Origin of the sequence: Aquimarina hainanensis (assembly GCF_042684685.1) — a bacterium.
Lineage (GTDB): Bacteria > Bacteroidota > Bacteroidia > Flavobacteriales > Flavobacteriaceae > Aquimarina > Aquimarina hainanensis.
On record NZ_JBHULX010000004.1, the window covers coordinates 164043 to 177785 of the forward strand.

Consider the following 13743-nt stretch of genomic DNA (forward strand, 5'->3'; position numbering starts at 1 on the left):
AGCACTAAAAATACATTCTAAACACTAAGTTAGGAGTAAAACCCAACGATTGCTGTTTTAAGGAGTTCAATTCTATTTTTTCGGTTAAGGCGTTATCGTCTAATTTGTAATTTACAGAAATCGGAACTTTTCGGTTATAAATATTTAAAAAAGAAAGACCGAATTGTCCTCTCCAATGGTCTCCTTTATTGAAGTTAAAGCGATAAATTGCTGAGACATCTAATCGGTGATAATTAGGAAGCCTGCCTCCATTGATTTTTCCGTAACTTATGTCCTCATCTCTAAGCGTTGCCCTGGTAAAAGGAGCACCGCTTCTCCATAGCCATCCCAGAGAGAACTCCCAGTTTTTTACCTTGTATGAATTGGAAATTCTAAAATTATGTGGGATATCATTGTTTCCGGAAAATGAATGTTCCTGAATATCAGGAAATGTGTATTTGACATTATTATAAGTATAACCTATCCAGGTTCTGAAATTTTGAAACCGTTTTTTTAGAAATACATCAATGCCCAAGATGTTACTTTCTCCTGTAGAAGGTTTGTCAGATACTGTTGTAAAACCATTGGTGAAAGAAGTCAATCCTTCTATTTTTTTTAGATAACCATCAATTTCGAAGTTCCACCCTTTTTTAGAAAACAAGACTCCTGCTGACACTTGTCGGCTTTTTAGGACCGGAATATCCCTGTTATCAGAGTTAACCCATATATTATTTCCTAAACGAAGCCCTGGGTTGTCGAATTCCACAAGTTGACTAATAGGTTGATACCGAAATTCCCCGGTGGCTTTAATCCTTACGTTTTTGGTGATGGGGTGTGTGATGTTTAGTCGGGGTTCTGCATAGTATTCGTCATTGATAGAGTAATAGGTTTTTCTCACTCCAAGACTAATTACACTTTTGTTTTTGGGTTGATATTTATAGGTGGAATAAATCGTACTCGTATTGTTTTTTATATTGTCCAGACTGCCGACAGCACTAGAAAATTCTCTGTCTGATTGAATATTGTAGAAGACATTATTTTTAGAAAACTGATATCCGATTGTAAATGAATTGTAATCATTGATATAGTACTCTACGTTTGCATCAAAACCAAAATCTTGTACAGTATTTTCTCTGGTAATTTCATCTTCTATGGATACGCCTTCTTTTTCTTTCTCAGTGTAATGATAATTATATTGATAATCGATATAGTATGATTTTATGGAGTGATTCAAAGAATTTCCTTTTGCTCCCTTCCATGCGATACTAATTCCTTCATTTTGTATCTGAAGTTTATCAGTTGCAATATTTTCTCCGTCATCTAGCTTAAAAGCAAGCATATTTCGGGTAAATAGTCCGCTGGTGGTTATTTTATCTTGTTCTGTAGCATCAAATATCATTTTGAAACTTCCGTCATAGAAGTAGAAATCATTATTAGCCAGGACATCTTCTACATCAATTTCCCCTTCATCTTCATCCTCACCGTCTTCGTCATTATCTCCGATACTAATCGCCATTCCTTTGTTTTCAGAAGTTATTTTGGTGTTTTGAAATACTCTTTCTGCATAGGTCTTATAAGTAGGAGTTTGCAGAACATCGGTAAAAGATCGCCTGCCAGATACAATGACACCAAGTTTGTCTGTGATAGGGGTTTTTAAATAAAGATCAGCATGTGTACCGTTAATGCCTAAACCCCCTGTGATTCTTTCTGGTACTTCTGTATCCCCAGAAATATCGATAACACCGGAAACTCTATCTCCATATTGAGCATCTGCTCCTCCTTTGATAACAGTAGCTCCTTTTACAATGTGAGGGTTAAAAGCAGATAACATCCCGAAAAAATGACCAGTATTATACATTTTTATATCATCCCAAAGAATCAGGTTCTGATCAGGAGAACCTCCACGTATTTGGATTCCCGTTACAGTTTCATCTGGGCTGCTAATTCCGGGAATAAGTTGCATGCTTTGTAGAATATCAGGTTCTGTAAGTCCAGGGAGTATGCCTAGTTTTTTATTAGAAATAGTTAAGGAACCGTTTTTGTTTTTATCGATTCCTGTAGTAATATATTCAAGGATTAATACTTCAGTAAGTAAAGTGCTTTGTTGCTGAATATGAATTGTGAGACAGGTTTCTTTTTTTATAGATGAAACAGGAATACTCTTATGATCATATCCAACATAAAGAATATTAATGGTGCTTGTTGCAGAAACATTATCAAGATTAAAATACCCTTCCTCATTTGTTATGGTTCCTCTATTGGAATTTGTAATTTCAATAGTGGCATAAGGAAGTGCTTTTCCACTTTGTTTATCATAAACATATCCACATATAGAGACCTTCTGAGAAGGAAGACGGATGATTATCTGTCGTTCTGTTACTTTTTTGAACTCTAGGGCGGTAAGCTCCCGTAAAGATATTAGAATGTCTTCTATAGAACTATTGTTAATGTGTATTGATACTTTTTTATTTTGTACAACTTCATTGTCGTATGAGAAAATAACCTGATACGATGTTTCAATTTCATTTAATAGCGTTTGTAAAGAAGTTTCTTTATATGTTTTTGTTACCTGTGCATTAGCTGACAAGGAGTACATTAGTAGTAATAAAAATAGTTTTCTCATAGACCATTCAGCAGGGGAGTGCATCTATTGTTTTTGTTTAGGTTTATTAAATAATGGGGATAAAGCAGGAGTAAACTTCGTTAAAAAAACAAAGAAACAGAAAATAAATTTATAACGTACTTTATACATAAATAGTGTTCCTGTATTCGGATTGAATATATTTTTTTGTTTGATATTCAGTGTTTTGTTTTTTTAGTGAAATGCTTTTTGATAAAATGTTTTGTCTGCCATAGATGTTATATTCCCTTTGTTTTCAAAATTATACTTCTTAAATAACAGTTTAAGACGTGATTACCCTACCATTTTGTAAGGTTTTTTTGTAATGTGTAAAAAATCAATTATTTAGGTAGGGTGTAGCGCATTTCAGATGTTATTATTCTACAACTATTTTTTTGCGGTCAGTGAAGGTACATTTGGTTATTAAGAATTTTCCGTGCTCTGATGTGGCTAAATGATATAGAAAAAATGAATTTCCCCCTAGATGGAGAGTTTTTATACGGTCTCTCTATTCAAAACCGCGTTGAGTTGTGTGCAAAAAGGGTTTGATATGGTTGAATATCAAACCCTTTTTTATGTTTTTCTAATATGGTAAAGTATTCCGGTGTATAGTAATATTTACATTGCATCGAAAAGGGTCGATTCGATAGTTACAGCTTAAATACCTTGAAGCTTGCTCCAGACTAACACCTGTTTCTTGTGTAATACCTGATTTTGCTTGTGCAGGAGAGGTTTTATTTTACAAACAATGTGACTGTAGTATTTTCTTTTGAATACGTTATTCCCATTGGAGTAAGTACCGTTTCTAATGCGATTTCCAGATCAGTATGAATAAACCCTCCGGTAAATATTTTTTCCTGTGGGATAGCACCTCGTACAAATGAGATATTGTATTGCCTTTCTATTTCGTCCAGTACTTCTCCCAGAGGAACACTATCAAACAGGCTTTCCCCTTTTTTCCATAAAGGTTCTGTATGAAGTGTTTTTTCTTCGGATATCTTTTTATTGATGACAGAGATCGTTTCTCCTTTTTCTAATTTTACAGAATAATCTTCGGCAGTAGTAACCTGTACTTTTCCTTCATAACAACTGACTTTGTATTGATTGGCTCTGTCTTTTAGGTTAAATCTGGTTCCCAGTACCTTTACTTCTCCCGAGGTAGTGTGGACACTAAACTTTTCTCCTTTGGTAACAACGAAATAAGCTTCTCCTTTAAGTTGAATTTCTCTGTTGTTCTGCCAGAAAAAACGTTTGTATCTAATAGAAGAAGCTGCATTTAACTCTACAGAACTTCCATCAGGAAGTGCAACAGTACGTTTTTCTCCATGAGCAGTAGAATGGGTGATGGTATTAAAGAACAATCCTATTATAAGCAGAATAGAAGCAGCTGCGCTAATTGTGTATAAAAGAGGTTTTAAACGTATTGTTTTCTTTGAGTGTTTTTTAGTAAGCTTATCAAAGGTATGTTGTAGTTGTTGTTCTTTTTCAAATGAAGGTGCTCTGAAATAAGTAAGTCCACGACGTATCTTTTCATATTCCTTGAATTCTGAAGTATTTTTGAAATCTTCCAATTCACTATCCGTAAGTTCATTGTTTAACCATCGGGCTAAAAATGTTTCATTGTCTTGTTTTGACATAACATCCTAGTGTCGTGTTATTAATCAGTGATTTGATATACTCGATACATCGAGTAATACTTGCTTTAAGGATCCCCTCGAAATCAAAAAAGCATTTCTTATGTAATTCCTCGCATGTATACACAGAGGAGGTTTACTATCTAAACAATTCATAAGCTAAATACCCTACCTTTATTTTGATAAAATATGGTTTGCCTATATGTTTTTTATGGTTTTTCGCAATGATTTTAAGGCATTGTGCATTCTTTTTTCAACGGCCTTAACGGATATTTCCAGCATTTCTGCGATTTCCCTATATGTTTTCTTGTCAATTCTGTTTAATAAAAAAACCTCACGTTGTCCATCAGGAAGTTGAGAGATGGATCGTTGTAACTTATCCATGAACTCTTTTTCTTCAATAATAAAATCTGGAGATTCGAGGTTTTTATCTGTATGCGGTAAACTCGCATAGTGTAATTTTATCTTTTTATGAGCAACCTGATTTAAAAAAAGATTGTTAGCGACCTTGTACAAAAAAGCTTTTGATTTTTCATAAATAATTTTTTTACAATTATCCCAAAGTTTGATGAATGCTTCCTGTATTAAATCCTCTGCCTGATCGACATCTCCACATTTGTAATACATATAATTACGCAGGGATTCGGCATTCGTTTCGAACACTTCGGTAAAGACTTTTTTCTCACAGATTGATTTAGGCGACGGGGTCATTACAATAAAAAAAAGAAGGTTTTAAGGTAGGGTGTATCCCCTTTCACCTGTTATAAAGCCAAAAATAGCAGTTTATGAGTTTTAAAACAAATATTGTTCTTTTGATGTCAATTCTGATAGTGGTTGTCGTATCTATTAGCTTCAAATTAGACCCTATTCTAAAAAGCTATGACGCATTCAATGCAGAAGAAGTGTACACGGTTACATATGATTATTTTCTAAAATCTTCTGATGCGAATACTTATGTAAAAACATATTTACCACAAACAAATGACAGACAGCGAATTTCTGTAGAAAATGTAAGTAAGGATAGTACACTCGTCTTTTCTGAAATAACAGACTATAAAGGGAACAATAGAGGGCATTGGGAAACAGAACTATCAGATTCATATTATTCATTGAACTATGAATTTACATTCGAAGGAAAAGCAAAAGAATTCTCTATTCCTGCTAATTTCTCTCGGGATATGTCTACAGATGCAGAGTATCTTCGACCGGGTAAGTATATCCAATCAGATGACGACCGAATTAAACAATTAGCCATACAGCTGGGAAGCTCAGCAAAAAACGATAAAGAACGAATCAGTGCATATTATGAGTATGTACTCTCAATACCTTCGGCCCCTATTATTACGCTGACAGATGCCTTAACTGCTATAGAGCAGAACAGAGCTTCGTGTAATGGAAAGAGTCGACTTTTTGTAGCATTGTGTAGGAGTGCTGGATATGCCGCGAGGATTAAAGGAGGGATCATTTTGCAAAATGTAAATAAAAGAGTTTCTCATGTATGGGCAGAGTTATGGATCAATAAAGAGTGGGTGCCTTTTGATGCACTGAATAATCACTACGCATATGTGCCATCAAATTATTTAGAGATTTATAACGGAGATGAATTTTTGATAACACATACACCTCGTATTCAGTTTGATTATGAGTATCAAATAAAAAAAGTATACCAGATTCCTTTTTTCAATATGACATCAGACGAATTAAAGAGTCTTACCGGATTTACTTTATGGAGTCTGATAGAAGGAAATGCAAAACAATTTCCAATTCACCTGTTATTGTTATTACCAATAGGAGGTTTGTTGGTTGCTTTTCTAAAAAACATAGTAGGAATTAAGACGTTTGGAGTGTTTCTACCGGTTTTAATAGCTTTTTCCTTGATGAAAATAGGGGTTTTTGTAGGGGTACTTTCTTTAATAGCACTGATTCTTTGTGTAGGGTTAGTCTCTTATCCTTTTGATAGAATGGGGTTGTTGTATACTCCGAAATTGGTCATTTCTCTTGTTATTATTGTCTCCATTATGATTGGAGCAATTTATATAGGTATGAAAAATGAAATTCCCTGGCTGACCACTTTTGCCACCTTTCCGATTATTATTCTGACTATCACATCAGAACGATTTTCCAGAACCATTATAGAAGAAGGGTATAGGACAGCGATTGATCGACTTTTACAAACCTTGTTAGCAACTGTGATTTGTTATGTAGTTGTCTCCCGACCATGGTTGCCGTCTGTTTTAATTGTATTTCCGGAATTAATCCTTCTGGTTATTGTGGCTTCCACCTGTCTGGGACGATATATCGGAATTCGATGGGTAGAGTTTTATCGCTTCAGGTCGATACTAAACTAAAACTAATTAAGAAGAAGATGCTATAGTTATAGAAGTAAGGGAAATGTAAAAAAAATGCTTCGCGAAAAACTATAATTCACACGAATAAAAAAACATGCTTTTATGGGCACTGCAAAGATCGCTTGCAGGAAGCTCATAGGGAGAGTATACATCATTAATTAAAAACCAGGCGCTGTGAGTAGGGGTCATAATATAGGGTATTAGTAGTAAACAGATTTGTTGTAGCGATAAATTAGTTTAAACATGTATTCAATATAACCTTTTTATTGATTGCGGAATCCCTGTGAATCATCCTGGTTTTTTTAATAGAAAACAATCAAAACAACGAATAAAATGTAAAACACACATACTGATAATAAGGCTCTTTAAAACTGATCAACGTATTGTCCCATTAACCTAAAACAACCCATTAAATAAAAATGCTATGTTGAGTAAATTATTAAATATCAGAGCACATAAGACCTCCGGAATTGTGGGGTTGAATGAACGAAATTTAAAACTGATTTACCCTAATAACCCGAGGGAATATTATGTGTTGGCAGATGATAAAGTGCTGACTAAAGAAGTGTTGCAAATGAGCAATATTCCTTGTGCCCAAACATACGAAGTAATCCGAAGCAATAGTGAAATCAAAAGGAAGTGGAAAAATTGTTCCATGTATGATAAGATTGCTATTAAGCCAGCAAAAGGATCCGGTGGTGGTGGGATTATGATTTTAAAAAAGAATGAGAACGACAAGTGGATCAGTGGAGGAAGAGTTGTCGAAGAACGAGAAATTTTTCAGCATATGGCAGCCATTATAATGGGTTTTTTCTCTCTGGGATCAGATGATAAGGTATTAATAGAAGAATGTATTGAGCCTCATCCTTTTTTTCATGAAATATATCCAGAGGGTGTTCCTGATTTTAGAGTCATTTTACTGAATCATGTTCCAATTATGTCCATGCTCAGGATGCCGACTGACAGATCTGACGGAAAAGCAAACTTACATCAGGAGGGGATTGGGATTGGAGTTGATATGGAGAAAGGAACTTTATCAGAGGTATATGATGGGCACCGGTATTATAATTGCCATCCGGATAGCAAAGCAATTGTTTCAGGAGTAGCTATTCCATATTGGGATAAAATCCTTGAAATATCTATTGCAACGGCCAAAGCTTTTCCTCATAAATATTTAGGAGTTGATATTGTTATCGATAAGGACAAAGGTCCCCAAATAATGGAAATTAATGTTCGACCAGGATTAGCTATTCAGTTAGTTAATAAAAAAGGCTTGAAAAAAGCCGGTACCTCATATAACAATTAATAAAAATACAATAGTAAAAGAAACATGATGAATAGATTAATAAGCCTTTTTATTCTGATAAGTAGTAATGCCATTGTTTTCTCGCAAGGGAAGCACAAATTTGAAGCGGGGACATCAGGCGGGTATGAGTATAACTATTTTAGAAGCCCTACAGAAATTAGTGTTGGAGAAGAAATATTGCATAAAGAAGACCTTATCTCCAGTAGTTTGTATCAGGACCTGGAAATGAAATATAACTATCGCTATAAATCCAGAAAGAATAAGCTTCGGTTCGCAATTAATCCGTCTTCACGTATTTTCTATGAAAACATAGATGATAGCTATTGGAATTTAAAAACAAAGGCAAATTATGAACATAAGTTTAGTAGAAAGTCAGGAGCATTTGTCGAAGGACGATTCGAAAGAATGAACAGAGAAGGATTGGGAGGAAGTCAAGATGTATTGATAAACCCATTGGGGTTTTCTAATTATGGAGTTTCTTCTGGGGTCTTTTTTGGGTTGATTAGAAGAAATGAGTTAAAATTGGAGGCGTTTTATAACTTCAAGGATTTTGATGCATTTGGAGTACGGGATTTACAATATCAGGAATATGGAGGGACAATCTCTTCTGTACAGAAATTCAGAACTAGAAAATTAACACATACGCTGGGGCTTTCTATTACATTAAAAAAGCGGATGTATGATACCTATAATGGGGACTCTTCTACCCCGGAAGGAATCAGGGATTGGGATTATGTCAAAGGAGTATTGAATTACGGGCTTCCGGTAAGCAAAGTACTGGAGTTCAAACCAGGATATACATATTATGTGAGAATAGATAATTCCTCAGGGCGTTCTGGATTTAAACAATACGGACCAAAAATAGGATTGAAATACGATAATAAAACAACAACCATAAGAACATCTTTTTCGTATATCACCAGAGAGTATTCAGATTTAGAGGCAAGAGATAATGAAGGGAAAACCGGGGAAAAGATAACTTATGGATATGCCAATTTCGGACTAAACGGAGCGCATAAAATAGGAAGGAATTTGTTTTTTACAGCTACTGTTTTTTCTAGAATCAGAAAAACAAATTATACAGATATTGCCGCTCGATCATTTAGAAACTATAGAAATCAATATGTAGGCATAGGAATATTGTCAAAATTTTAAGATTTATTAGCAAATACAATATGGATTTATGGATGAAGCATTATTTTTGTGCTTTAACAAAATAATTGACTTATGTCCAGAGATGAACAATTGAAGGAGAGGTGGAAGACAGTGGTCAAAAAATTGTCCGATCAATTTGCAGATGGAGATACCTTGGATTTAGATTCGATCATTTACCTTATTGGAGTTCAGGAGCTTGGTCAGGTCCATCGAAGTTTTAAAAAAGATGAGAAGCTAGACCTCATGCATATTGCTATTTGTAGATTGTTAGAACCATATGGGTACTATGAATTCGACTATTTTGACCAGGAAGGGTGGCCACATTATAAAATAAAAGAAAGATTACCGAATCTAAAATCAGGAGAACAATCGATCCTGATGAAAGAGGCCATCGTCACCTATTTTTTAGAAAACGAATATATTCGTTGAATAAGGCAGGAATTAAGAGTTTTAATTCAGCTATATAAAAATGATCCTTATTTTTTATCAGTGTTTTTTGATGAGAAATAAGGATCGTTTTTGTTACGATATACCAGAATATCAAAATATCGGGAAAGAATCCTGAATTTGATTCTTGAAATTCCTTAAATTTGCTGTCCTATATAAGAAAAACACCATGATTGATAAGATCAAAGAGCACATTGAAGAAGTAGAAAAATTTCAGGCAAAGACCAAGGAAGAATTAGAAGCATTCAGAATAAAATTCTTAGGAAAAAAAGGATTGGTTAATGATTTTTTTTCGGAATTTAAAAATGTTGCAAATGAGCAGAAAAAAGAATTTGGTCAGGTGGTGAACACGCTGAAAAATGTTGCTTTAGAACGCGTAGACAGCTTAAAAAACACTTTGGAATCCAAGGAAGAAGAAAAAGGAAGTTACGGAGATTTGACACGTCCTTCGGATCCGGTTTCTCTGGGAACCAGACATCCGATTTCATTGGTTAAGAATCAGATTATTGATATTTTTTCTCGTATAGGATTTAATGTGAGCGAAGGACCAGAGATTGAAGATGACTGGCATAATTTCACGGCGTTAAATTTACCCGAATACCATCCGGCAAGAGATATGCAGGATACCTTTTTTATTCAGACAGATCCTGATATTTTATTACGGACACATACCTCTTCCGTACAGGTGCGTTATATGGAGAACAATCAACCACCTATTCGTACGATTTCTCCGGGTAGAGTATATCGAAATGAAGCAATTTCTGCAAGATCGCACTGTTTTTTTCATCAGGTAGAAGGACTCTATATTGATAAAGATGTTTCTTTTGCAGATTTAAAACAGACATTACAGTATTTTACTACAGAGATGTTCGGGAAGTCTAAAATACGATTACGACCTTCTTATTTCCCGTTTACCGAGCCAAGTGCTGAGGTAGATGTGTATTGGGGATTAGAAACAGAAACAGACTATAAAATGACCAAAGGTACTGGTTGGTTAGAGATAATGGGATGTGGAATGGTTGACCCGAATGTTTTAAGGAACTGTAATATCGATCCTGAGGAATATAGTGGTTTTGCTTTTGGGATGGGGATAGACCGGATCGCATTATTACTATACGGAATCTCGGATATCAGAATGTTGAGTGAAAATGATCTTCGCTTCTTAGAACAGTTCAAATCGGTATTGTAATATCACATATTGTATTTTGTTAAAGAAAAGAAATGTATGAGGAAAGATATTGAAATCCCAAGAGTAGAGAACGTATATATTGCCGTTGTAAGAGAATGGAATGAGGAATTTTTAGCTCGGGATTGGAATTCGTATATCATTAATGATAGGGATACTCCTATAGAGATGGTTTTGGTGGTTACAAAAGGATATGATAAGGATCGGAAAACATCCTTATTACGACATGGGATTGGAACCATAGCAGCCAAATCCTCTGCGAAGATTGAAATGCTTCAGGAAGAACTACTAGCCATGAATAACGAGTTTTCGGTTACTTTTTTTGCCGAAGGGAAACTATTTGATAAAAAATATGTTTTCAAAAAAAATACAATTAATGAAAATGCCTTTCAGGATCTTCCGGTAATGGATCAAAAAGGAGTTCTTGTTAAGTAAACTATCTAAAAAGAATATACGTATAGGGATGTTTTAACCCTTGCTGTTGAGTAGGATTGTGTTGGATAGCTGACTATTTTCTAAATTATAAAAACATAAAAGAAACTGCCTGAAGAGGCAGTTTCTTTTTTTTATTATAGGTCGATTACGAGGAAATCATCTGGGGATATTTCATTATGTATTATATTAATTGCGATAATGGCTACTTTTGAAGTAGATAAATCTACGGAATGCTTTGATAATTCACATATAGTGTCCAGAGTCCCCAAATTAAACTAATAATCCCAAGGATCATAAAGCTATAGCCAAACCATTTCCACCCCCGAAGTGAAGATAATACATCATAATGCCCTGATTCATCTATAGTGTATAATACTTTTACTGTTGTGCCAATGTTATTTTTAGGAGCGCCATATCCCGTTTCTAATCTTGTTGTAATGTTTTTTCCTTTCTTATTCTTGAAAGTGACTTTTGGAAAATATTTAAAGTGATCGTCCATATAATGTTCTACATAGTCTATGATTGTAGCATCTATTATTGTTCCTTTTTTGATCATGCGATTCAACCTTTTCAAATGCCTTATACTAACTGTTATAAAGACTATGGCTATGGTTAATAGTACAAGTACCGGAAAAAGAGTCATATATTTCATATTGGTTGTGGTTTATTAAAAGTGATAGTTATTGCTTCTTAGGGAAGAAGCCTAAGTGTAAAAGTCTTTATGTCAAGAGGAGAATTGTAAGGGTGTACGGCTGTCCAAACCATCTCCATCTTCTAAATGAAAAAGGGTTTTTGTGTGTCTGGTGACTTGAAAAGCATACGTCCTTAGTCTCGAGGGGTATGATCTATTCGATAAGGAAATATGATTGATCAACATACGGCATTCCATATCGGGCTATTTTTTAGGAATGCTATAAATGAATGACTTTCTGTTCTTTTTCCCTTTTCTTTAATGTAGAACTTTCCATTGTTTCTATCCCACCCTAGAATAAGCCATTCATATTTTATTTGAGTGTATAAATCATAAATTTGCTTTAATTCTTGTAGGCATTTAATTAATGTCTCTCTGCTTTCAAACCTATTGTCATTTTTGCCAATTGCTTCTCTAATAATTTTACGGTCTTCTTCTGTAATATTGTCAAAGTCCCTGTTCAATAAATGTGTTATTGTTTTATTGTTTTTAATTTGGGAAGCAATTCTTTGTATCTCAGCTAGGTTGTCACTGTATGAAAACCTGTTTTCTTCAGTGTAGCTAAATTCAATATTTCTTTCACTTTCAACTCGTAACCCTAATGGAATAAGCTGTATCATAACTTTTGTATCTGTTCCTTTTCTGGGAATTTCAAAATCAAGATAGAAAGCAGCAATGTGATTTGGATTATCTATTTTCTTTTGAAAAAAACCTTCTGCTTCAAAATCAAATGGGAATATTTTGTTTACACTGTCACTTAGACTAATGCCTTTTTTCCAGGAACAACTCCAGGAGTATTCTTTTATAAAAATGTACTTATTTTTGCTGGTCTTATAGGCACCAATAGTATTTTCACAGTTACAGCCACAAGTAGGAAAACTCCCTGAAATTTTTAAATATCCGTTTTTGGAGTCATCTATAATTTCATCATAGTCCACATTGCCATCACCGTCCATATCTTCAAGCATTGAGTAGCAGCTTTGTGCTTGTGTCCAAAGCTTCTTACTCAAGGTTTTGTTATTCTGAGCATATATTATTTGAGAGATCAGTATTAGTGTTATTACATATAGTATTCGATTCATTCTGTAAGGTATTGTTTTATTGACACTGCCAAAGGGTATACTATCCCAAGGCTAGCCTTGTTTTCAACAAATATTTCGTGGGCTTGCCTCGAGGTAGTTTACTCTTAATAGGTAAATATCTAATTTGAGCATAGGTGTAAAATACCTTAGCTGTTTAATACTGAGTAATCTTTTTTGTTAAATGTTTCATAACTGATGGCAAAACAGCTGTGTTTTTTATAGTGTTTGATGAAAAAAAACAGTAAATTACTTAGACTAATAAACCTCTTAAAACACAATGAAAGGAATTGTATATGTGAGTCAAGCTGTTGATCAGTTTACTCCAGAACAACAGAAAGAATTATCAGATATGGCATCTGGTATGAACGAACAACACGGAATAAGTGGATATCTGTATTATGAGAAAGGGTATTTCTTGCAATACATAGAAGGAGAAGAAAAAGAAATGGATCAGTTGTTTGAAAATATTTCAAACGACAAAAGGCATAAGCTACTAAGTTTTCAATCTATAGATGGGATAGAAGAAAGGAAATTTCCATTCTGGCATATGCATCGATTGACAAAAAACTCCTTAATCCAGATAAAAATGGAGAATATTCTAATGGACTATTTGCAATATCATGAGAAAAATAAAATACAAGGGTATAATAGCTCCAGAATAAATGAAGACCACATTTGGGAAATGGTAAATAAGCTATCTCAATTCAGAAATAAACTAATGTATTATTAAGCTAATTCAGTAAACCTACTCGATAATCGAAACTCAAGCCATATGAAGGTTTACCCAACTACCTTTGTTTCTATATAAATGTATCGTACTTAGATTGATGTGATACGGCATAGAATATCTATCAGGCAAT

The 13743-nt window shown here is 34.3% G+C and carries 12 protein-coding genes; 7 read left to right on the forward strand and 5 right to left on the reverse strand.

Annotated features, from left to right (window positions below):
- Positions 1 to 4: 4 nt before the first annotated feature.
- The 3 genes from ACFSTE_RS06175 to ACFSTE_RS06185 all read right to left on the reverse strand — a co-directional run bounded on the left by ACFSTE_RS06175 (position 5) and on the right by ACFSTE_RS06185 (position 4944).
- Positions 5 to 2626, reverse strand: a complete 2622-nt coding sequence (locus tag ACFSTE_RS06175; protein ID WP_378257595.1) for a carboxypeptidase-like regulatory domain-containing protein — start codon at positions 2624 to 2626, stop codon at positions 5 to 7.
- Between the two features lie 707 nt (positions 2627 to 3333).
- A complete protein-coding gene (locus ACFSTE_RS06180; protein WP_378257593.1) occupies positions 3334 to 4236 on the reverse strand; it encodes a FecR family protein in 903 nt (300 codons plus the stop codon).
- Positions 4237 to 4431: 195 nt separating this feature from the next.
- On the reverse strand, positions 4432 to 4944 hold the full coding sequence (locus tag ACFSTE_RS06185) for an RNA polymerase sigma factor (RefSeq protein WP_176028290.1): 513 nt from the start codon (positions 4942 to 4944) through the stop codon (positions 4432 to 4434).
- Between the two features lie 74 nt (positions 4945 to 5018).
- Between ACFSTE_RS06185 and ACFSTE_RS06190 the strand changes: the two genes are divergently transcribed.
- The 6 genes from ACFSTE_RS06190 to ACFSTE_RS06215 all read left to right on the forward strand — a co-directional run bounded on the left by ACFSTE_RS06190 (position 5019) and on the right by ACFSTE_RS06215 (position 11110).
- A complete protein-coding gene (locus tag ACFSTE_RS06190; protein ID WP_378257591.1) occupies positions 5019 to 6581 on the forward strand; it encodes a 7TM domain-containing protein in 1563 nt (520 codons plus the stop codon).
- A gap of 424 nt (positions 6582 to 7005) precedes the next feature.
- Positions 7006 to 7887: a sugar-transfer associated ATP-grasp domain-containing protein gene (locus ACFSTE_RS06195; RefSeq protein ID WP_378257589.1), complete on the forward strand. Its 882-nt coding sequence runs from the start codon at positions 7006 to 7008 to the stop codon at positions 7885 to 7887.
- Positions 7888 to 7911: 24 nt separating this feature from the next.
- Complete coding sequence (locus ACFSTE_RS06200) at positions 7912 to 9042, forward strand: hypothetical protein (RefSeq protein WP_378257588.1); 1131 nt, start codon at positions 7912 to 7914, stop codon at positions 9040 to 9042.
- 72 nt (positions 9043 to 9114) lie between these two features.
- Positions 9115 to 9471, forward strand: a complete 357-nt coding sequence (locus ACFSTE_RS06205; RefSeq protein WP_176028294.1) for a hypothetical protein — start codon at positions 9115 to 9117, stop codon at positions 9469 to 9471.
- Positions 9472 to 9658: 187 nt separating this feature from the next.
- Positions 9659 to 10678 (forward strand): phenylalanine--tRNA ligase subunit alpha, encoded by a 1020-nt coding sequence (gene pheS, locus ACFSTE_RS06210; RefSeq protein ID WP_176028295.1) that lies wholly within the window; start codon positions 9659 to 9661, stop codon positions 10676 to 10678.
- A gap of 36 nt (positions 10679 to 10714) precedes the next feature.
- Entirely contained in the window at positions 10715 to 11110 is a 396-nt protein-coding gene (locus tag ACFSTE_RS06215) for a hypothetical protein (protein WP_176028296.1), read from the forward strand.
- A gap of 223 nt (positions 11111 to 11333) precedes the next feature.
- On the opposite strand, the gene ACFSTE_RS06220 is transcribed toward ACFSTE_RS06215, so the two are convergent.
- Both ACFSTE_RS06220 and ACFSTE_RS06225 read right to left on the reverse strand, forming a co-directional pair.
- A complete protein-coding gene (locus ACFSTE_RS06220; RefSeq protein WP_378257585.1) occupies positions 11334 to 11762 on the reverse strand; it encodes a DUF3592 domain-containing protein in 429 nt (142 codons plus the stop codon).
- A 218-nt stretch (positions 11763 to 11980) separates the two neighbouring features.
- Entirely contained in the window at positions 11981 to 12883 is a 903-nt protein-coding gene (locus ACFSTE_RS06225) for a hypothetical protein (protein WP_176028298.1), read from the reverse strand.
- A 277-nt stretch (positions 12884 to 13160) separates the two neighbouring features.
- Here ACFSTE_RS06225 and ACFSTE_RS06230 point away from each other — a divergent pair, with 277 nt between their 5' ends.
- The gene (locus ACFSTE_RS06230; RefSeq protein ID WP_378257581.1) at positions 13161 to 13613 is read left to right on the forward strand and encodes a BLUF domain-containing protein; all 453 of its coding nucleotides are present in this window, start codon (positions 13161 to 13163) and stop codon (positions 13611 to 13613) included.
- Positions 13614 to 13743 lie beyond the last annotated feature (130 nt).